General features: G+C 58.8%; 19 protein-coding genes. 11 read left to right on the plus strand and 8 right to left on the minus strand.

What is annotated here, in order from left to right; translation table 11 throughout:
• The first annotated feature begins 90 nt into the window (after positions 1 to 90).
• Together VD17_RS12745 and speB are read left to right on the plus strand one after the other, a co-directional pair.
• Entirely contained in the window at positions 91 to 1,182 is a 1,092-nt protein-coding gene (locus VD17_RS12745) for a polyamine ABC transporter substrate-binding protein (RefSeq protein ID WP_046054115.1), read from the plus strand.
• A gap of 13 nt (positions 1,183 to 1,195) precedes the next feature.
• Positions 1,196 to 2,155 (plus strand): agmatinase, encoded by a 960-nt coding sequence (gene speB, locus VD17_RS12750; RefSeq protein ID WP_046054116.1) that lies wholly within the window; start codon positions 1,196 to 1,198, stop codon positions 2,153 to 2,155.
• A gap of 115 nt (positions 2,156 to 2,270) precedes the next feature.
• Here the strand turns inward: speB and VD17_RS12755 are convergent, their stop codons facing one another.
• Positions 2,271 to 3,323 (minus strand): aldo/keto reductase, encoded by a 1,053-nt coding sequence (locus VD17_RS12755; protein WP_046054117.1) that lies wholly within the window; start codon positions 3,321 to 3,323, stop codon positions 2,271 to 2,273.
• 204 nt (positions 3,324 to 3,527) lie between these two features.
• On the opposite strand from VD17_RS12755, the gene VD17_RS12760 reads away from it, so the two are divergent.
• The 5 genes from VD17_RS12760 to VD17_RS12780 all read left to right on the plus strand — a co-directional run bounded on the left by VD17_RS12760 (position 3,528) and on the right by VD17_RS12780 (position 7,104).
• A complete protein-coding gene (locus VD17_RS12760) occupies positions 3,528 to 4,244 on the plus strand; it encodes a helix-turn-helix transcriptional regulator (RefSeq protein ID WP_046054118.1) in 717 nt (238 codons plus the stop codon).
• Positions 4,245 to 4,296: 52 nt separating this feature from the next.
• Complete coding sequence (locus VD17_RS12765; RefSeq protein ID WP_046054119.1) at positions 4,297 to 4,638, plus strand: nuclear transport factor 2 family protein; 342 nt, start codon at positions 4,297 to 4,299, stop codon at positions 4,636 to 4,638.
• A 144-nt stretch (positions 4,639 to 4,782) separates the two neighbouring features.
• Positions 4,783 to 5,901, plus strand: a complete 1,119-nt coding sequence (gene zapE, locus VD17_RS12770; protein WP_046054120.1) for a cell division protein ZapE — start codon at positions 4,783 to 4,785, stop codon at positions 5,899 to 5,901.
• A gap of 16 nt (positions 5,902 to 5,917) precedes the next feature.
• Complete coding sequence (locus VD17_RS12775) at positions 5,918 to 6,499, plus strand: DinB family protein (protein WP_046054121.1); 582 nt, start codon at positions 5,918 to 5,920, stop codon at positions 6,497 to 6,499.
• A gap of 113 nt (positions 6,500 to 6,612) precedes the next feature.
• A complete protein-coding gene (locus tag VD17_RS12780) occupies positions 6,613 to 7,104 on the plus strand; it encodes a GNAT family N-acetyltransferase (RefSeq protein WP_046054122.1) in 492 nt (163 codons plus the stop codon).
• A gap of 213 nt (positions 7,105 to 7,317) precedes the next feature.
• Here the strand turns inward: VD17_RS12780 and VD17_RS12785 are convergent, their stop codons facing one another.
• From VD17_RS12785 to VD17_RS12800, 4 genes are all read right to left on the minus strand, one after another.
• Complete coding sequence (locus VD17_RS12785; protein WP_046054123.1) at positions 7,318 to 7,524, minus strand: hypothetical protein; 207 nt, start codon at positions 7,522 to 7,524, stop codon at positions 7,318 to 7,320.
• Positions 7,525 to 7,620: 96 nt separating this feature from the next.
• Positions 7,621 to 9,858 (minus strand): TonB-dependent siderophore receptor, encoded by a 2,238-nt coding sequence (locus tag VD17_RS12790; RefSeq protein ID WP_046054124.1) that lies wholly within the window; start codon positions 9,856 to 9,858, stop codon positions 7,621 to 7,623.
• A 308-nt stretch (positions 9,859 to 10,166) separates the two neighbouring features.
• Complete coding sequence (locus tag VD17_RS12795; protein ID WP_046054125.1) at positions 10,167 to 11,912, minus strand: phosphoethanolamine transferase CptA; 1,746 nt, start codon at positions 11,910 to 11,912, stop codon at positions 10,167 to 10,169.
• A 198-nt stretch (positions 11,913 to 12,110) separates the two neighbouring features.
• A complete protein-coding gene (locus VD17_RS12800; protein ID WP_046054126.1) occupies positions 12,111 to 12,293 on the minus strand; it encodes a DUF6026 family protein in 183 nt (60 codons plus the stop codon).
• 270 nt (positions 12,294 to 12,563) lie between these two features.
• On the opposite strand from VD17_RS12800, the gene gnd reads away from it, so the two are divergent.
• From gnd to VD17_RS12815, 3 genes are read left to right on the plus strand one after another with little or no spacing between them, the layout of a single operon-like run.
• Positions 12,564 to 13,544 (plus strand): phosphogluconate dehydrogenase (NAD(+)-dependent, decarboxylating), encoded by a 981-nt coding sequence (gnd, locus tag VD17_RS12805; RefSeq protein ID WP_046054127.1) that lies wholly within the window; start codon positions 12,564 to 12,566, stop codon positions 13,542 to 13,544.
• Positions 13,541 to 15,064: a glucose-6-phosphate dehydrogenase gene (gene zwf / locus VD17_RS12810; RefSeq protein WP_046054128.1), complete on the plus strand. Its 1,524-nt coding sequence runs from the start codon at positions 13,541 to 13,543 to the stop codon at positions 15,062 to 15,064. Before gnd ends, zwf begins: the two co-directional genes overlap by 4 nt.
• Positions 15,061 to 15,882, plus strand: coding sequence for a Cof-type HAD-IIB family hydrolase (locus VD17_RS12815; protein WP_046054129.1), 822 nt, complete (start codon positions 15,061 to 15,063; stop codon positions 15,880 to 15,882). The genes zwf and VD17_RS12815 overlap by 4 nt, the downstream gene beginning before the upstream one ends.
• Before the next feature lie 119 nt (positions 15,883 to 16,001).
• On the opposite strand, the gene nhaB is transcribed toward VD17_RS12815, so the two are convergent.
• The 3 genes from nhaB to VD17_RS12830 all read right to left on the minus strand — a co-directional run bounded on the left by nhaB (position 16,002) and on the right by VD17_RS12830 (position 19,380).
• Positions 16,002 to 17,504, minus strand: a complete 1,503-nt coding sequence (gene nhaB, locus VD17_RS12820; protein WP_046054130.1) for a sodium/proton antiporter NhaB — start codon at positions 17,502 to 17,504, stop codon at positions 16,002 to 16,004.
• Between the two features lie 78 nt (positions 17,505 to 17,582).
• Positions 17,583 to 18,872 (minus strand): hypothetical protein, encoded by a 1,290-nt coding sequence (locus VD17_RS12825; protein ID WP_046054131.1) that lies wholly within the window; start codon positions 18,870 to 18,872, stop codon positions 17,583 to 17,585.
• 238 nt (positions 18,873 to 19,110) lie between these two features.
• On the minus strand, positions 19,111 to 19,380 hold the full coding sequence (locus tag VD17_RS12830) for a hypothetical protein (protein WP_008149930.1): 270 nt from the start codon (positions 19,378 to 19,380) through the stop codon (positions 19,111 to 19,113).
• A gap of 342 nt (positions 19,381 to 19,722) precedes the next feature.
• On the opposite strand from VD17_RS12830, the gene VD17_RS12835 reads away from it, so the two are divergent.
• A complete protein-coding gene (locus VD17_RS12835; protein WP_046054132.1) occupies positions 19,723 to 21,048 on the plus strand; it encodes a sigma-54 dependent transcriptional regulator in 1,326 nt (441 codons plus the stop codon).
• Positions 21,049 to 21,079: the final 31 nt, after the last annotated feature.

Raw genomic sequence — 21,079 nt, forward strand, 5'->3', positions numbered from 1 at the left:
CCGGGGTAAAGTCAGGATAACAAACTTGATATTTCACCAATGTATCCGACGACGCATTCTGCATCCACTTCCTCTGGTCAGGTGTTCGTCATGGCTTCCACCTTCAAGTTGTGTTTATCCGCGCTGTTTCTCGCCATGGCCGTATCGGCTCAGGCCGAGGAAAAAGTCGTCAATCTCTACAGTTGGGCCGATTACGTGGCGCCGGAAACCTTGCAGCGGTTCGAGCAGGAAACCGGCATTCACGTGCGTTACGACACGTTCGACGCGCCAGAAGTGCTCGAAACCAAACTGCTCACCGGTGGCAGCGGTTATGACGTGGTGGTGCCGTCGTCCAGTGTTCTGGCACGCGGGTTGGCGGCCGGGGCGCTGAAAGCCATTCCTCACGAAGGCCTGAAGGGCTACGCCAACCTTGATCCCGATCTGTTGGAAAAACTCGCCGCGGTCGACCCGGGCAATCTCTACGGAGTGCCCTATACCTGGGGCACGCTGGGGCTTGGGATGAACGTCGAAGCGGTGCGCAAACGCTTGCCGAACGTGCCGCTCAACAGCCTGGACCTGCTGTTTAAACCGGAGTACGCCAGCAAGCTGAAGGACTGCGGCATCGCGATCATTGACTCGCCGCAGGAGGTGATCGGCCTGGCGTTGCACTATCTGGGTAAAGATCCCTACAGCACGGACAAGAACGACCTGGACGCGGCGCAAGCGTTGCTGCATCAGTTGCAGCCTAACGTGTTGTACGTCGCCAGCGGACGGCAGATCAACGATCTGGCTAACGGCAGCATCTGTCTGGCCCTGGCCTATAACGGTGACGCCAGCATGGCCGCCGATCAGGCGCGCAAGGCCAACAAGCCCTATGAAATCGCCTACCGGATTCCCAAGGAAGGCACGATCGTGTGGCAGGATAACCTGGCGATCCCCAAGGACGCGCCCCATCCCGAAGCCGCACGCCAGTTCATTGAATTCATGTTGCGTCCGGAGTCCGTTGCGGCGCTGACCAACACCTTGTTCTTTGCCACCGCCAACCAGGCCGCCACGCCGCTGGTGGATGAAGCCGTGCGCACCGATCCGGACATTTACCCACCCGCCGACGTGCGTGACCGGCTGTACGCCGACCGCAGCATGAGCCTCAAGGACATGCGTCAGCGCACCCGTGTGTGGACCACTTTCCGTAGCCGCCAATAATAAGGAACCCGAGATGGACGTCCCGATGCAAAACGATCAGGCCATGACCCGCGACAGCCTCTACGGCACCGCCGCCGAAAGTACCTACGCCGGTATCACCAGTTTCATGCGTCGTCGCTACAGTCGCGACTTGCGCGGCGTTGATGTAGCGGTCAGCGGTGTCCCGTTCGACACCGCCACCAGCAACCGCCCCGGCGCGCGTTTCGGACCACGCGGCATTCGTGCCGCGTCCACCGGGATTGCCTGGGAACGCCATTGGCCATGGACCTTCGACCCGTTCGACCATCTGGCGGTCATCGACTACGGCGATTGCGACTTCGATTACGGCACACCGCAGTCGGTGCCGGAAAGCATCGAAGCCCATGCCGAGCACATTCTCAATGCCGGTAGCGCGATGCTGACGTTCGGCGGGGATCACTTCATCACGTATCCGTTGCTCAAGGCCCATGCGCGCAAACATGGTCCGCTGTCGTTGATCCACTTCGACGCCCACAGCGACACCTGGCCGGACGAAGGCGGCAAGCGCGTCGATCACGGCACGATGTTCTGGCACGCGGCCAAGGAAGGGTTGGTGGATCCGTCGCGTTCGGTGCAGATCGGGTTGCGCACCACCAATGACGATCACCAGGGCTTTCAAGTGCTGGATGCGCGGCAAGTGCATCGAAGTGGTGTTGATGCGATCGTCGAGGCCATTCGGGCGCGGGTCGGTGATCACCCGGTGTACCTGACGTTCGACATTGATTGCCTCGATCCGGCTTTCGCTCCAGGCACCGGAACGCCGGTATGCGGCGGCTTGAGCACGGTGCAGGCGCTGGAAATTCTCGGTGGCTTGCGCGGGATCAATCTGGTGGGAATGGACGTCGTGGAAGTCGCGCCGGCCTACGACAGTGCGGACATTACCTCACTGGCGGCGGCGACGTTGGCGATGGAAATGCTGTGCCTCTATGCCGCTAAACACAAAGTCGACCGGTAACACACAAACCTAAATGTGGGAGCGAGCTTGCTCGCGATAGGGCCGGTACATACAACAGATGTGTTGAATGTTAGGACGCTATCGCGAGCAAGCTCGCTCCCACATTTGATCTGTGTCAGGCCACTGGGATGATTGGCAGATCCAGGGTTTCAGCCCCGGTAAATCGCGCCATCGACCCGGCAATGGATTCATGGGGCACGCCCATCGCCACAACGCTGACCCCATCAAGCCGCGACAGTTGATCCCCGTTCAATTGCACATTCAAAGCACCCAAGGTCGCATCCAGTTGTTCACGGGTGCGCGAGCCGAGAATCGGAATCAGTGCCGTGGTCGAACGCTTGGCTTTTTCCCGCAGCCAGGCAATGGCCACGTGCGTCGGGCTGGCGCCCAGTTCTGCGGCGACAGCCAGCAAAGTGTCGAGCAGGGCGGTTTCACGGGCACTTTTCTCGGCGTGGATCAGCATGCCGAGTTTGGCGGCGCGGTTGTCGCCATCGTTGGTGCGGTACTTGCCGGTGAGGAAGCCGCCACCCAACGGTGACCATAACGTCGCGGCCAGGCCCAAGGCTTCGGCCATCGGCAACTGTTCACGTTCGGCGGTGCGTTCGGCGAGGCTGTATTCCACCTGAATCGCAGCAATCGGTGAGAAACCGCGAACTTCGGCCAGCACATCGGCCCGTGCGATGCGCCACGCCGGGAAGTTCGACAACCCGGCGTAATGAATTTTGCCAGCGCGCACCAGATCGTCGAAACCGCGCAGGATTTCTTCCATCGGCGTCACGCCATCGCTCATGTGGGCCCAGAACAGGTCGATGTGGTCGGTGTTGAGTCGTTTCAGGCTTTCTTCCACGGCGCGAACCAAGTTCTTGCGGTTGTTGCCGGTGTGGGAAATGCCCGCAGCCGGCGTGGTCCCCAGGGTGTATTTGGTGGCGATAACCAGACGATCCCGTTCCGCTGCGATGAACTCGCCGAGCATGGCTTCCGACTGGCCAGCCTGATAGCCGTTGGCGGTGTCGATGAAATTGCCGCCGGCCTCCAGGTAGCCATCAAAGATGCGTTTGGCTTCGTCACGCTCGGCGCCATGACCCCAACCGGTGCCGAAATTACCGGCGCCCAGCGCCAGTTCCGAGACCCGCAAGCCGGTTTTTCGGCCGAAGACTTTGTAATGCATGGGATGACTCCTGAAGGAAAAAGCGTTGAGGTCGAATATAAATGTCTGTCGACATGTATTTAATATGATACGAGTAATATTTTCCGTCAAGGCGCTTTCCCGTTCGCAAGAGAAAGGCCGACCACCGGCCTCATTGCTACTGCCACTTTCTGACAGGGGGCTCTGCTAAGCTCCGACAACTTTTACGGACAGAGCCTGCCAATCGTGTCGCGGACCACTCGTTTACTGACGTTGTTGCAAGTGCTGCGCGGCAAAAGTCGTCCGGTGACCGCGGCGACACTTGCCGGCGAATTGGAAATTTCTGAACGCACGCTGTACCGCGACATCGCCGAACTCACAGCCCTTGGCGCGCCCATCTACGGCGAAGCGGGGATCGGCTATGTGCTGCGCAGCGGTTTGTTTCTGCCGCCGTTGATGCTCAACGCCGATGAAACCGAAGCCATCGTGCTGGGGTTGCGCTATGTGGATCAGCGCGGGGATGAGGTGTTGAGCAAGGCGGCGGCGGATGCGCTGGCCAAGATTGCTGCGGTATTGGCGCCTGAAGCGCTGGACGCGTTACGCAACCCGACGGTGTTGCCGGGGCCGCCCGGCTATGGCTTTGCGCCCAACGCCGTGCCACTGAATGTGATTCGCCAGGCCATCCGCGATCAGATCAAGCTGCACATTGATTACGCAGACGCCAACCAGGTGCCGAGTCAACGGTTGATCTGGCCGCTGGCTTTGGGGTTTCTGAACGAGGTGCGAATCATCGTCGCCTGGTGTGAATTGCGCAGCGCCTATCGCACCTTTCGCACCGACCGGATCTCGGCGGCGGACGAGCAGGGCGAGCGTTATCCGGGGCGGCGCAGCGACCTGCTGCGCACCTGGCGCAAGCAGATGCAACTGGACGAAGCAGGGCGCTTCACTCCTGACAAGAACTGACACAGGCTTGTTTTAGCATGGCTCCAGAATCAACAAACAAGGAGCCGTAACCATGTCCAATCCCGCCTCTTCATTGGCACCCGCCATCGCCGCCTACATTGCTGCGGCCAATGCCTGCGACACCTCGCGGGTCGCCAGTTTTTTCGCTGAGGATGCCAATGTGTTCGATGAAGGCCAGCACCAGGTCGGCACTCACGCCATCGCGCAATGGATGCAAGACACAGCCCAGCGTTACCAGCCACGGGTTGAAGTGCTCGACGTGCAACTGCGCACCGGCAAAGTGCTGGTGCATAACCTGATCTCTGGAACGTTTCCCGGCAGCCCGCTGGAATTGCGCTATATGTTTCGCCTGAATGAACAGGGCAAGATTGCCCGGCTAGACATCTCCCTGTAGCAGCTGGCGAAGCCTGCGTTCGACCGTGTAGCGGTCGTGAAACCTGAGAACTCGGTAAATCAGCAAGATCCGGGATTCCGATGGCGACCGCTTCGCAGTCGAACGCAGGCTGCGCCAGCTGCTACAGGACGTATACTGCCGCGCATGAATGTCGACTCCCCCTTAAGCGCCTGGCAACACGCCATCGAACAGAAGGGCTTCGTCCAGGACGAAGCCCAGGAACATGCCGTGTGGGCGCTGCAGAAATGCTACGAGGCGCTGCATGAAGGGCGCACGCCGATCACTGGCGTGTACCTCTGGGGCCCGGTCGGGCGCGGCAAGACCTGGTTGATGGACCGGTTTTACCAAAGCCTGAAGGTCCCGGCCCGTCGCCAACACTTTCACCACTTTATGGGCTGGGTGCATCAGCGTTCGTTTCAGCTCACCGGCACCGCCGACCCGTTGAAGGCGCTGGCTCGCGAACTGAGCGAGGAAGTGCGGGTCCTGTGCTTTGACGAACTGTTCGTCAACGACATTGGCGACGCCATCATTCTCGGGCGTTTGTTTCAGGTGATGTTCGAGCAGGGCGTGGTGGTGGTCTGCACCTCCAATCAGCCACCGGACCAGCTGTACGCCGATGGCTTTAATCGCGACCGGTTCGTGCCCGCCATCGAAGCCATCAAGAAACATATGCAGGTGATTGCGGTGGATGGCGGCGAAGATCATCGCCTGCACCCAGGCAAAGGTTTGCAACGTTACTGGGTGGCGGCACCGGGGCAACCCAGCGCTCTGGGTGAAGTGTTCAAGGCCTTGACCGTCGGCCAGTCGGTGTCCAGTGACCCGATCAAGGTGGGCTACCGCTCACTCAATGTCGTGCAGGCCAGTCAAACCGTACTCTGGACTCGTTACGCCGATCTCTGTGAACAGCCGTTTGCCGCCATGGATTTCATCGCCCTGTGCGACACCTTCAGCGCTATTCTGTTGAGTGACGTGCCCAACCTCAGCGCGCAAAAGCGCGAAGGGCGCATCGCCCGAGGCACTGAAGACGGCGTCGAACGGGTGGTGGCGGGCGATCGCGAGTTGCCGCAATTGTCGGTGCATGACGACGGTGTACGGCGTTTTATCGCCCTGGTGGACGAGTGCTACGACCGCAAGGTGCCGCTGTGCCTCGAAGCGCAGGTGCCCATGGAGTCGTTGTACACCGAAGGTTATCTGGCGTTTCCGTTCCGCCGCACCCTCAGCCGTTTACAGGAAATGCAGCTGCAACGCTTCGCCGAAGCTTGAACAAGGAGCCGCGAACATGAATCAGCCTTTGTCGCACCATTTGCTGACCATGGCCTATCAGAACGCCTGGGCCAATCATCGACTCGCCAAGGCCTGGAGCCAGTTGGGCCCGGCCGATCTGGCGGCACCGCGGGTCAGCTTCTTTCCCAGTCTGCGCGCTACCCTCAATCACATCCTGACCTGCGACTGGTTTTACGTGGATGCGCTGGAGCGGGAGTTGCGCGGCGATGACCCGCATCCCGAATGCTATGTGTTTTTCAACCAGGACGAGCCGTTTACGCACGCAGTAGACCTCAAGCGCGAACAAACGCTGGTAGACCTTCGACTGATCGCTTATTGCGAGCAAATGCGCGATGCGGACCTCGGCAAGATCGTGACCATCGCCCGGGACACGCCGCAACATGACAGCCGCTTGCGCCTGCTGTCCCATCTGTTCGAGCACCAGATCCATCATCGCGGGCAGGTTCACGCCATGCTCAGCGGCACCCCGGTCAAACCACCGCAACTGGACGAGTTTTTCTGTGCCGGTGAGTCAGGCCTGAGGGCTGAGGATTTTGCTGAGCTGGGGTGGACCGAGGCGCTGATCTGGGGCGCTTGAGCGAAAAATTACAGCAGGATCGGGTTGTCGACACGGCTGTGCCCGCGATATTGTCGGTCGGCCCTTCAGTGCGAGATGCACTGGGGCAACTTAATGTGTGAACGAGGGTGGAAATGGAATCCGCAGAAATTCTTGTGCTTCAGGCCAGTTACACCAATCCGGTGCATGCCGAGGCTATTGGGCTGGTGCTGAATGGTTACGCCGAAGACCCGATGGGTGGCGGCCACTCGTTGTCCGCCGACTTGTTGAAACAACTGCCGGCGGAACTGGCCAAACGTCCGCACGCGTTCAGCGTTCTGGCCTTTGTCGGCGGCGAGCCGGCCGGGCTGGTCAATTGCTTTGAAGGTTTCTCGACCTTCGCCTGTCGGCCGTTGGTCAATGTCCACGATGTGTCGGTGATGCCGAAGTTTCGCGGCTTGGGGTTGAGCCAGAAGATGCTGCAAAAGGTCGAGGACATCGCTCGCCAGCGCGGTTGCTGCAAAATCACACTGGAGGTGCTGGAAGGTAATGCAGTCGCCCAGGCTTCCTATGGCAAGTTCGGTTTTGCCGCAGGCATGTTTGACCCGGCGCACGGTCGGATGTTGTTCTGGACCAAGACGCTTTAAGGTTACGGGCATAAATAAGGGCGTCCATTAGGACTAATGCCGATCAATTAAGTAGCAAAACCTGTGGGAGCGAGCTTGCTCGCGATGGCGGCGCAACATTCAATATCTATGCTGGCTGACCTGTCGCTATCGCGAGCAAGCTCGCTCCCACAGAGGTTGCGGTGTTCACGCCCTTAACTGACTGGCATTAGTCCATCAGGACGCCCTTTGTCGTTACGGTTTGTAGTGCTCTGTCACTTGCGCAGTTTGATCATCCGGAACCCGGATTTCAGCCGTGTTGCTGGCGTTACTTTGATTCGCCTCTTGGCTGAGCCGCAGGCTCTCAAAGTAATACCGCATGCGTTCAGCGCCACCTTCGGCGAATGCAGCGGTTGAACTGAACATCATCAGACCAGCGAGGATCATGGTTGTACGTTTCATGGTGTACCCCACTACGAGTTGTCGGGTCCTTTCGTCCATGAAGCAATGTCGAAGGGACATTATCCGCCGATTCCGTCAAATGGGAATTACCCGCGCCTAGAGCTTCCAGTCCAGGCTCAAGGTCACCGTGCGCGGGTCCCCCCAAAACACACCGTTATAGAACCCGACGTTGTCGTAATACTTCTTGTCGAACAGGTTATCGACGTTCAGCGAGGCGGACAGGTGCTTGTCGAATTCATACCGCGACATCAGTTTGACCACGGTGTAGGCCTCCTGCCGCATCTTCGTCCGTTCGGTGATCACCGCACCGTCGGCATTACGTCCCACCGGGCGACTGGCGGTGCGGAACACATCGCTCTGCCAGTTCACCGCGCCACCCACGGTCAGTGCCTGCCAGTCGCCGGGCAGACGATAGGCCGTGGAGAGCCGGAACATATTCAGCGGCTGGTTGGTATTGGCGCGTTTCTTTTCGCCGTTGGCTGAATGGGTGTAGGTGTAGCCGGCCGTCATGTTCCAGCCGGCCATGACCTCGCCCGAGAGCTCGGCTTCGAAGCCCTTAACCTTGTTGCCTTTGCCGCCTGACTTGAAGAACTCCTCGCCGGTGACCGGGTCCGGTGGTACCGAATCGTCGAGTTCGGCTACGTTGTCCTGTTTGCTCCAGAACAGCGCGGTGGCGAGGTTAAGGCGTTCTTCCAGCAAGCTGCCCTTGAGCCCCAGTTCATAGTTGCTGCCCACTACTGGCTCGAGGTATTTGCGATGGCTGTCGCGATTGTCTTGCGGGTTGAAGATGTCGGTGTAACTGACGTACGCCGTGTATTCGGGGGTGAGGTCGTAGAGCAGCCCGGCGTAGGGCGTCCATATGTCGTTGTGTTCCTGGCGGGTGGCATCGACGCTGCTCAGTTGCAGGTTGTTGTCGTACTTGTTGGTCTTGCTCGACGCTTTCCAGCTGCCGTAACGACTGCCGAGTACGGCGTGCAGGTCATCCGTCAGGCTCAGGCGAGTGGCCAGGTAACCGGCCTTCTGACGGATACTGTCTTTTGAACCTGAAAGGCGCGTGACCGTGTCGGGAAACTTGGCGATGTCACCCATGTACTTCCAGTCGCGGATGCTTTCGTAATCCGCCGCCCTGGGGCCGTCCACCATGTAGGGGGAATCTTCCCGGCGTTCGGCCTCGCCATAGCCGATCATCATTTCGTGTTCCCGCCCGAACAGCGAGTAAGGGCCAGCCACATTGAAGTCATAAGCCTTCATTTTTTGCGTACTGAGCATGTGGCTGACGTTGGCGCTCATGCCACTGCGATCTGCCTCGGGAAACCCCCCGCCGCCGTAGTAGATCTTGCCGTCGGTGTCGCTCTCGCGATGGGTGTAGGCGGCCTTGGCGTGCCAGCCGGCACCTAATTGGTGTTCCAGCGTGGCGAACGCGGTTTTGTCCTTTAGCGGCCAGGAACTCCACGACGTGGCCATGTTGGTGGAGCGTCCGAGGTTGGCCTTGCCACCGTCGGCGTTCCAGTACGGCACCGTGCCCCAGGACGTGCCCTGGACGTGTTTGTTCTGATAGTCGTAACCCACGGCCAACACGGTGTCATCGGTCAGGTCGGCTTCGAGAATGCCGTAACCGACCTCCCGTTGTTGCTGGTACTTGTCGCGGAACGAATCGCTGTCGCGATAGGCCAGCACGCTGCGTCCGCGCAAACGGCCATCGAACGCCAGCGGACCGCCGACATCCAGATAACTGTAGTAGTCGTCATAACTGCCGCCGCTGACACCGGTCTGGACTTGCCACTGCGCCGTCGGCCGTTTACGCACCATGTTGATGGTGGCCGACGGGTCGCCCGCGCCGGTGGTCAGGCCGGTGGCACCGCGAACCACTTCGATGCGGTCGTAGATGATGGTGTCTGAATCGGACTTCATGTAGCTGAAGGTGTTCAGCATGCCATCGATCTGGAAATTGGTGATCGAGTAACCCCGGGACGAATAGCTGACCCGGTCCGAATCGTTGTGCTGAACGACTATGCCGGTGGTCTGGCTCATGGCTTCGGACAGCGTGCCGAGTTTGAAATCGTCCATTTGCTGACGCGTGACCACGGACACCGATTGCGGCGTTTCCTTGATCGACAGGTTCAAGCGCGTCGCAGTGCTCATGGCGCCGGTGGTGTACGACTCGGTGTTTTCGGTGGTGCTGCCCAAGCCTTGGGCGGTGACATGGGTGGCGCCCAGTTCGAGGGTGCGGCCGGGCTCTTTCTCTGGGCCGGTTTCAGCCAGCAAGTCGGGGCACAGGACGGCACTGCACAGGCCGAGGGAAAAGGTCATGGAACGGGTGATAGGCGCGAACATCGCAGCCGACTCCTTGTCTTCGAGGGAAAAATTCCGTTTGTTCAAAGACGAAGGGGAGAGGCGGGATTTAGGTGTAAACGAGAATAATTACTATCTTTGCGAGGTTTCGGGCAACACAAATTATGTGGGAGCTACCTGTGGCGAGGGGATTTAGCGAAACGTCGCACCGCCCCGTTGGGTCGCGAAGCGGCCCTGAACCTGTGATTACGGTGTTTCAGAAAAACCGTATTCACCGGATTTGCGACTGCTTCGCAGCCGAACGGGGATAAATCCCCTCGCCACAGGTCGCTCCCACAGGTTCTGCAGGGTTATTTCTGAACGACTGCCGGAATGGCTGCCACGGCTTTGGGTTTCATCAGGCTGAAGTCGATCAATGCCTTTTGCTCGCGCTCATAAGGATTGCCGATCATCAATGGCCGTGGCTTGAAACTGTCGCTGACCAGGCTCTTGCTGCGATCCAGTTCATCAAAACTCAGACCCGCCAGATCAGCCCAGGTGTGGATCAGGTGCGAGCTGCTGTAAGGCCGTCCCAGATCACCGGCAAAGCTCCAGTCATGGTTTTCGCGCCATTTCGGCGAGGCCCAGGCCATGAACGGAATGGTGTACATCGGCGCCGTCGGTTTGCTTTCGTTGCGCCCAAGGGTGCTGTGGCCAGGCGAGTCGAAAACGTCTTCACCGTGGTCGGAGAGGTACAGCAGGAACCCGTTGGGATCAGACTTGGCGTAGTCCTTGATCAGGCTCGAGACCACGAAGTCGTTGTACAGCACCGCGTTGTCATAGCTGTTGTACGTCGGCACCTGATCGTCGCGCACGCCGTCTGGAACACCGTTGCGGTCCTTGAACTTATCGAAGGACGACGGATAACGGTATTGATAGCTCATGTGCGTGCCGAGCAAATGCACGACGATCAGTTTACGCGGAGCAGCGTCGGCCAAGGCCTTGTTGAACGGCTCGATCACGTCGCCATCGTACTGGGCGGCATTCTGGTTGCGGTTGTTGTTCAGGTACACCTGCTCGTCGGCCTGCTCGGAGAAGGTCGTCAGCATGGTGTTGCGCTTGGTCATGGTCTGCTGGTTGGTGATCCAGAAGGTCTTGTAGCCTGCCTGTTTCATCATGCTGACCAGCGACGGAGTCGACAGATACAGGTCCGGGCTTTCTTCGTCGGCGAAGGTCAGCACCTGCTGCAACGCCTCGATGGTGTAAGGGCGCGGGGTGATGACGTTATCGAAGACCGCCAGTTGATCCTTGAGCTTGTCCAGCTCCGGGGTGGTTTCCCGAGGGTAGCCGTAGAGGCTCATGCGCTGACGGTTGGTGGACTCACCGATCACCAGCACCAGGGTCGCCGGCTGATTGGCCGTCGAATCTTTGAAATTGTGCAGGGGAGGGATCTTGCTGGCGCTCTTGAGCATGTCTTGCATGCCGGCCAGGGTTTCGAGGTAGCGGTGATAGGCCACGGCCATCTGCCAAGGCACGGCGGGCTCGATTCGGGATTCGAACTTCTCGAAACCGCCGGCAAGGCTGCCGGTACGCTCGGTTTGCTTGACCAGCGGATAACCGACGATGGCGACCACAATCGCCGTTGCAGCCACCAGTGCCCGACCACGAGGCATGTACACCGGGCGCAAGCGAGTCCAGAGGAAGTAAGCGAAAGCGGTGTGAGCGAGGAACGCCGCCACCATCCACCAGGCAAAGTACTGCGTCATGTATTCGCCGGCTTCAGAGACGTTCGACTCGAACATAATGAAGATGACGCTTTGGGAAAACTCCTGCTGATAAATGAAGAAGTAACCCAGGCTGGCCATCGAGCAGGCCCACAGCACCACACCGATCAGTGCAGCCATGACACGTGTTTGTTTGGGGAACAGCAGCATCGGCGCAAGCCAGATGGCGCTCATCACAAAGGCCTGGCGGAACCCGGTAAAACCGGAGGTGCCTGTCAGTTGGATCAGTAGTTGGGTAATGCCGGAAAAATACCAGAAGAACAGGAACAGCCAGAGAAATCCTGTCCAGTCGAAACCATTCGCAGACGTATTGCTGCGTTTAAACAAAGCCATTCGGCGCTCCAGCCAGTCATCACTTCCATCGTCGGGACATCAAAGTCACCGACGAACGGTCGCCGCGCGGATACCGAGCGGGAATAGGGCGCGGGAGTATCAACAGGCAGATGTGAAAACTTCGTGAGTTTCCGGGTTTGTCAAAAGGGGGATGGCAGGTCGGAAACAGCAGGGCTGCTTCCGAATCAAGCGAGGGGATCAGGCGTGAGGCACACGGTAAGTGACGGGCAAAGGCTGGGCCTGATTGCTTTGTGTCAACAAGCGCAATTGCGCGAGCTCCTGCTTCAACTGCTCGCGCTCGTCTTTCAACTGGCGCAATTCATCGCGACGGATCGTGACGTAAAGGGTTTGTGCTGGCCGTGCTGCTTGTAATGTGCCCATTGCTCACCTCGCAAATGGCTGTCTCAACTGTAAATCCGCCCCGACATCGGTGCTTATTTACTATCGGCTGCGATTTTGATTTCTTTTGCCCTCGAAGGGAACTTTTTTATTTTTCATGGTCGTTGTGTCTTCGGCACGATTACCGACGTTATCAATCTGGATCGGGCACAATGCCCGGAAACTATGTGCCAGCGCTCTGGACTAACCCTCATTAGTCGCGTTGGGCTATAACCTTTGACACACATTATTTGTAGTAGGGAGCATCAGCACATGCAACTCGGGATTATTGGACTGGGCCGCATGGGCGGCAATATTGCGCGGCGCCTGATGCTCAACGGGCATACCACCGTTGTTTACGACCGCAATACCGCCTTTGTCGACACCCTGGCCGCAGAGGGCGCCTCTGGCGTCATCGACCTGCCGGCGCTGGTCGCTGGCCTGGCCAAGCCACGTGCGGTGTGGGTCATGCTGCCGGCCGGCGCACCGACCGAAGACACCATCGACACCCTGAGCACCTTGCTCGAAGCTGGCGATACCATCATCGACGGCGGCAACACCTTCTATAAGGACGATATCCGCCGGGCGAAAACCCTCTCGGAAAAAGGCCTGCACTACGTCGACGTCGGCACCTCCGGCGGCGTCTGGGGCCTGGAGCGCGGTTACTGCATGATGATCGGCGGCGAAGCCGAGGTGGTTAAACGCCTTGATCCGCTGTTCGACAGCCTTGCACCGGGCTTGGGCGACATTCCTCGGACCAAGGACCGCAAGTCCGAAGACGATCGTGCCGAGCGCGGTTACATCCACGCAGGCCCGGCCGGTTCGGGCCATTTCGTGAAAATGATCCACAACGGCATCGAATACGGAATGATGCAGGCCTTCGCCGAAGGCTTCGACATCCTCAAGACCAAGGCCAGCACCAACCTGCCGGAAGACCAGCGTTTCGACCTGAACGTCGGCGACATCGCCGAAGTCTGGCGTCGTGGCAGCGTCGTGTCGTCCTGGTTGCTCGACCTGACCGCCGACGCGCTGGCCAGCGACCCGAAACTCGACGGTTACTCGGGTTCGGTGGCTGACAGCGGTGAAGGTCGCTGGACCATCGAAGCCGCCATGGAGCAATCGGTGCCTGTACCGGTGCTGTCGAACTCGCTGTTCTCCCGCTACCGTTCGCGCGGGCAAGGCACCTTTGGCGACAAGATCCTCTCGGCCCAGCGCTTCGGCTTCGGCGGCCACGTGGAGACTTCGAAAAAATGACCCGTCTGATCCGCAATAAATCCAAGGCAGAACCCGCACCACCGACCACGCTGTTTCTGTTCGGTGCCCATGGTGATCTGGTCAAGCGTCTGCTGATGCCGGCGCTGTACAACCTGAGTCGTGACGGTCTGCTTGGGGATGGACTGCGGATCATCGGCGTTGACCACAACGCCATCACCGATGAAGCCTTTGCGAAAAAACTCGAAGACTTCATTCGGGCCGAAGTGGCCGCCAAGGTCGGCAAGGGCGATCAAGCCCTTGACCCCGACCTGTGGGCCAAGTTGGCCAAAGGCATCAGCTACGTCCAGGGCGACTTCCTGGACGACAGCACCTATCAAGCCCTGGCGGCGAAAATCGCCGCCAGCGGCACCGGCAATGCCGTTTTCTACCTGGCCACTGCGCCACGTTTTTTCAGCGAAGTGGTGCGTCGTCTCGGCGCCGCCGGCTTGCTGCAAGAATCGCCAGAAGCGTTCAGAAGGGTAGTGATCGAAAAACCCTTCGGTTCCGATCTGCCCACTGCCGAAGCCTTGAACGCTTGCTTGCTCAAGGTGATGACGGAAAACCAGATCTACCGGATCGATCACTATCTGGGCAAGGAAACCGTGCAGAACATTTTGATCAGCCGGTTCTCCAACAGCTTGTTCGAAGCGTTCTGGAACAATCACTACATCGACCACGTACAAATCACCGCCGCCGAAACCGTTGGCGTGGAAACCCGTGGCAGTTTTTACGAAAACACCGGCGCCTTGCGGGACATGGTGCCCAATCACCTGTTCCAATTGCTGGCGATGGTTGCCATGGAGCCGCCGGCCGCCTTTGGCGCCGATGCGGTACGCGGCGAGAAAGCCAAGGTAGTTGGTGCGATTCGGCCCTGGTCGGTCGAGGAAGCGTTGGCCAACTCGGTGCGCGGCCAATACACGGCGGGTGAAGTCGACGGCAAAGAGTTGCCGGGGTATCGCCAGGAAAACAACGTGGCGCCCGACAGCAATACCGAAACCTACGTTGCGCTGAAAGTCATGATCGACAACTGGCGCTGGGTCGGCGTGCCGTTTTACCTGCGCACCGGCAAGCGCATGAGCGTGCGCGATACCGAGATTGTCATCTGCTTCAAACCGGCGCCGTATGCGCAGTTCCGCGATACCGAGGTCGATGAGCTGCAACCGACTTATCTGCGAATCCAGATTCAGCCTAACGAAGGCATGTGGTTCGATCTGCTGGCCAAACGGCCCGGCCCGGCCTTGAAAATGGCCAATATCGAACTGGGCTTTGCCTACAAGGATTTCTTTGAAATGCAGCCGTCTACCGGCTATGAAACCCTGATCTACGATTGCCTGACCGGCGATCAGACGTTGTTCCAGCGCGCCGACAACATCGAGAACGGCTGGCGCGCCGTGCAGCCTTTCCTTGATGCCTGGCAGCAGGACACGAGCGTGCAAAGCTATGCCGCAGGCGAAGACGGCCCGCAGGCTGCGCAAGATCTGCTGACTCGCGACGGTCGCGTCTGGCACGGCCTCGGATGAGTGAGCCGACGCAACAGCCCATCCGTTTTCTGCTCAGCGACATGGACGGCACCTTGTTGCTGCCCGATCACAGCCTCAGCCAACGCACTATCGAAGCGGTCCGCTCCTTGCGCGAAGCCGGCGTGCTGTTCAGCCTGGCCACCGGTCGTCCACCCAAAGCCATGTTGCAGCAGATTGAAGCCCTGGGCGTCGACCTGCCGACGGCAGCCTTCAATGGCGGCACCATCGTCAACCCGGATGGCAGTTTGCTGGTCGCACATTACTTGCCGGCAACGGCGGCGCTGACGGCATTGGCGCTGTTTGCCGACCGGCCGGACATCGAAATCTGGGTGTTCAGTGGTGGCGACTGGTTGCTGAAAGATCCGAACGGCCCAATGGTGCCTCGTGAACAACACGGCCTGGGTTATCCGCCAGTGGTGGTGGAGAGTTTTGAGCCGTACCTGGAACGCATCGACAAGATCGTCGCCACCAGCAACAACGCGCCGTTGTTGATTGAGCTGGAAGCGCTGCTGCTGCCCAAAGTGGAAGGCCAGGCACAGGTCTCCCGTTCACAGCCGATTTATCTGGACGTGACCGCGATGCAAGCCAACAAGGGTGCGGCACTGGCGACACTGGCCGAATTTCTCGGCGTGCCGCTGGAGCAGACCGCGGCGCTGGGTGATGGCGGCAACGACCCTCCGATGTTCCATCGCGCAGGCTTGTCGATCGCCATGGGGCAGTCGGAAGAAGCGGTGAAGCGCCAGGCAGACGTGGTGACGGGCGCCAATACCGAGGACGGCGCGGCGCAAGCAATCGAGCGCTATATCCTGAAACGCTGAAACCCCTGTAGGAGCTGTCGAGTGCAACGAGGCTGCGATCTTTTGATCTTCGCTTGTAAAAGCAACATCAAAAGATCGCAGCCTCGTTGCACTCGACAGCTCCTACAGGTTGATTGGTGTTACAGCCAGAAACTCACTGCGTACCACCCCAGTACACCCATCACCACGGTGTACGGCAGCGCCATCCACACCATCCGCCCGTACGACAGGCGAATCAGCGGTGCAATCGCCGAGGTCAGCAGGAACAGAAACGCAGCCTGACCATTGGGCGTCGCCACGCTCGGCAGGTTGGTGCCGGTGTTGATCGCAATCGCCAGCGTCTCGAAATGCTCACGGCTCATGTGGCCAGAGATGAAGGCCTGTTTGACTTCGGTGATGTAAATGGTCGCGACGAACACGTTATCGCTGATGGCCGACAGCAAGCCGTTGGCAATAAACAGCATGCCCGGTTGTTGATCCGCTGGCAGCGCCAACACCCACTGGATCAAAGGTGTGAACAGTTGCTGATCGTGAATCACCGCCACCACTGCGAAAAACACCACCAGCAGCGCTGTGAACGGCATGGCGTCCTTGAACGCGTTGCCGATACGGTGTTCGTCGGTGATACCCGTGAAGGCGGTGATCAGCACGATCACCATCAAGCCGATCAGGCCGACCTCAGCAATATGGAACGCCAGCCCCGCAATCAGAATCAGCGCTGCCAACCCCTGCACGATGAGCGCCGCACGTTGGCGCGAGGTGCGTTCGGCATTATCTTCGGCGGCGTAATTGGCCAGAACCGCACGCACGTTGTCCGGCAACAGCGTGCCGTAACCGAACCAGCGAAGTTTCTCCAGCAGGACGCAGGTCACCAGGCCGGCCACCAGGACTGGCAATGAAACCGGGGCGACTTTCAGAAAGAACTCAGAGAAGTGCCAGCCCATCTCATGGCCGATCAGCAGGTTTTGCGGCTCACCGACCAATGTGCAAACACCGCCCAGTGCGGTACCCACGGCACCGTGCATCAGCAGACTGCGCAGAAAGGCGCGGAATTGTTCGAGGTCGGCGTGATGGAGGGTGGGCAGGTGCTGGTCATCGCCAAACTCACTGTCCTGACGCGGATCGTTGCCGGAGGCGACGCGGTGATACACCGAGTAAAACCCGACGGCTGCACTGATGATCACGGCGGTCACGGTCAAGGCATCGAGAAACGCCGACAGAAACGCCGACAGGAAGCAGAACATCAATGCCAGCAGCGCCTTGGAGCGAACCCCGAGCAGGAGTCGTGAGAACAAAAACAGCAGCAGGTCTTTCATGAAGTAGATGCCGGCCACCATGAACATCAGCAGCAGGATCACCGGGAAGTTGTGCACCAGCTCGTCGTAGAGTGCCTGGGGCGTGGTCATCTTCAGCAACAGTGCTTCGACCAACAGCAGGCCTCCGGGCATTAACGGATAACACTTGAGCGCCATGGCCAGGGTAAAGATGAACTCCAGCACCAGCAGCCAGCCGGCCACCACCGGGCCTACGGTCCACAGCGTCAATGCGTTGAGAATCAGGAAGCCGATAATGCTTGCCTTGTACCAGCGGGGTGAATGCCCGAGAAAATTGTGCGCGAACGCCTGAGCCATTGAACCGGGCATCGGCTACTCCTTGAATTAAGAAGCGCGCAACTTGCCGTAAGCGGAAGGGAAGATCAAGTGTAGGAAAACTGTGCAGGCTTACGCCAGGTAGCGTGCGACGATCGCTCGATAGTTGCCGTCCAGTGAATAGCCTGCGACGACGATGTTTCCATCGGCCTGCATGACCACTGAAGTTGCGGTATCCAGGCTGCGGCTCAGGCGGGTGCGAACCCAGCCGGCACCATTGCCGAAGCTGCGATCGAGTTGCCCGTCGGGGAGATGCCGCGCCAGAATGAAATCCGCCTCGACGCCGCCGATCGTGGCCCCGACCGTCACCACGCAACCGTCCGGCAGTGCCTTTGCGTCGGTCCACTGGCAGCCACTGTGACCGATTTCCAGCAGTTGGGGCTGGCCTCCATTGCAATGAATGTCCGGGCGGCCGTTGCTGTGTACTTTCAGTGCCAGGCAATGCATCGGTTCGCGGCTGCTGCCAAAGCACTGCACATCGCCATTTTCCTGTTGGACGATCTGGCTGACCTGAGCGCTGTACCCGCGTGCCTTGAAGGTCATGAAACCATCCACGGCGAAACAATCGTCGAGCCTGCCGTCGGTGTGATAGCGGGCCAGCAGACCTTCTTCTGGGAAGTTGATCGAACCGCCCACCAGGATCCGCCCGTCTCGTTGCACCATCAGGCTGCTGAGCCAGGTGTTCATCAACAAGTGCCTGACCATCACGAAGCCACGACCGTTGAAGGTGTCGTCCAGCGAGCCGTCGGTGTTGAGTCGTATCAGGATGCCGACATGATCGGACAGTTCGAAGTGATGATTGGCCTGTAGCAGTATTCGACCATCTTCCTGCACGCAGAAATCACAAGCTTCTGCGCCCGGTACGCCGGGGGGTAGCCAGGTGTCACGTACGCCTTGGGAAAGACCGCCCGGCAGACGCACGACGTAGCGGCCATTGTCGCCAAAACATTGCGCCGGTCGACCATGCTGATCAAACAGGGCGAGGGCGGGCAGTGTCCGGTGAGCATTTTCGTAGTGCAGGCCGGCTACCAGAATGTGCCCATCAGGCAGTACGTGGACTTTGCCGGCCATGGCCTCGAAGCCGTGTTCAAATTGCCCGATGACGCTGCCTTGATTGCCGAACGCCAGATCTGCCGAGCCGTCCTCGAGCAAGCGTGCCACGCCGAAGCGGCTACCGCCTGGCGTTCCGATCTTCGCCGCGACTAACAACCTGCCATGTGAATCAATCGCGACCCCGTTGGCCATGCTTGAGAGGCTGCCAGCGAAATACACCTGGGTTTTGCCAGCCGAGGCAAAAGTTGTATCAAGTTTTCCGGCGTCGCTCAGTGTTTCCGGTAATGCAAACTCGGTCTGGATTGACATGCACGCAGCTCCTTGCGAGTCGTCCTGAACCGGGAGTTTGGGTGGCGACTGTATAAGGAAACATTCAATCCCTGAACGACTGGATGCACAACTGTCATAACTAACAGACGGAGGGTCGCTGTGTGCCAGAACAGTGTCTTTTCGACCCACTGACAAGCCTGCCAAGTAGTTGGGCGTGTGTAAGTTCGAATATTAATCGGGGAGGGTGCGGGTTACCGTTTAGTAACCCGCAAAACGCTTAGTGTGGCATCGACCATGATTGGAGTTTGTAACCCTCCTCACTCAATTCCGCGCGCGCCGCTTCAAGCAGGCATTCAAGTTGCGCAGGATCGGTATAGGCACTGCTTGGGATCTGCTTACGGCCGATGCTGCGGGTGTTGGTGCGATCGATGACGGTCAGGCTGAGTTCGCCATTGCCGTCTTGTGGGGCCCAGGCCACGCATTGGAACGGTTGGAATGCGCGGTCGGCAATCAAAAGAGCTTCGTTGATGCGGAGCGGGGCGTTCATGGGTTTTTCTCTCTGTATGCCCAATCAAGTGATGTGCCGTCGGTTGGGCTTACCGTTCGGCTGGTTACTTGTACTGATGCCCGCAACCGGGGGGCGGGTCACATACAATTAAAAGAAATATCAACTTTCTTTCATTGGCTCAAGGTGTGGACAGGAATTGAAAGCTGAATGAAAGGAAGGCGTCGTTAGGCAACTCACTAAGTCGCTTCTTATAACTAATAACGCGACTGCTCTATAGTCAAACGGTACAAGGTCACGTCAAATTATTGCTAACGTTACAGCCAGGTCCGCCAAACGACTGTTTTTAATAATATTTCATAAATTTGGCGCCAAGGAACAGTCATGATCGAAGCGCCTGCGTTACGACGTCTGTTAGTAGTGGATCCTTGCGACGACTGCCATCGTCTGCTGCCGGTTTTGCGCTCTGTGGGTTGGGACGTTGACAGCTGCACCTTGGAAAACGTCGCCGACAAAACCTGCGATGTCGGCCTGTTGCGTTTGCAGCCTTTTCACCTCGAACGCCCGGAAGCCGTCAAAGAGCTGATCAGCCATAGCGGTACCGAGTGGATCGCCGTACTCAACCAGGAAGTCCTGCGATTGCAGAATGTAGGAGACTTTGTCTGTGAATGGTTTTTCGATTTCCATACCTTGCCATTCGATGTGTCCCGGGTTCAGGTGACACTGGGCCGGGCATTCGGGATGGCCCGCCTGCGTGGGCAGGGCACCGTTCACATTGATCAGCCTGAACACGAGTTGCTTGGCGACAGCAAACCCATTCGCGAACTGCGCAAGTTGCTGAGCAAGCTGGCGCCCACCGAGTCTCCGGTATTGATCCGTGGTGAAAGCGGTACGGGTAAAGAACTGGTCGCCCGCACGCTCCATCGACAATCCCAACGTCACAGCAAACCCTTTGTCGCGATCAATTGCGGCGCAATTCCCGAACACTTGATCCAGTCCGAACTGTTTGGCCACGAGAAGGGTGCTTTTACTGGCGCCCATCAACGCAAGGTCGGGCGGATCGAAGCGGCTCACGGCGGCACGCTGTTTCTCGACGAAATCGGTGATCTGCCCCTGGAGCTGCAGGCGAACCTGTTGCGTTTCCTCCAGGAAAAGCACATCGAGCGGGTGGGCGGCAGTCAGCCGATTCCCGTGGATGTGCGGGTATTGGCCGCGACCCATGTCGATCTTGAGGCCGCGATCGAGAAGAAGCGCTTTCGCGAAGATCTGTATTATCGCCTGAACGTGTTGCAGGTCGCGACCGCGCCCCTGCGTGAGCGCAATGGCGATCTGTCGATGCTGGCCAACCACTTTTCCCATTTCTACAGCCATGAAACCGGCCGCCGTCCGCGCAGCTTCAGTGAAGACGCCTTGATTGCCATGGGCAAGCATGACTGGCCGGGCAATGTGCGCGAGCTGGCCAACCGGGTACGTCGCGGGTTGGTACTGGCCGAAGGCCGGCAGATCGAAGCGCGAGACCTTGGGCTGATCAGCCAGCAGACCATTGCCGCGCCGATGGGCACACTGGAAAACTACAAGCACCGGGCAGAGCGCCAGGCCTTGTGCGATGTACTTAACCGCCACAGCGATAATTTGAGCATCGCCGCCAAGGTGCTGGGGATATCCAGGCCGACCTTCTACCGTTTGTTGCACAAGCATCAGATACGTTAGACGCAAACAACAAAAAAAAGGTTCTTCACGG

It is taken from the genome of Pseudomonas fluorescens (genome assembly GCF_000968015.1).
Classification (GTDB): domain Bacteria; phylum Pseudomonadota; class Gammaproteobacteria; order Pseudomonadales; family Pseudomonadaceae; genus Aquipseudomonas; species Aquipseudomonas fluorescens_W.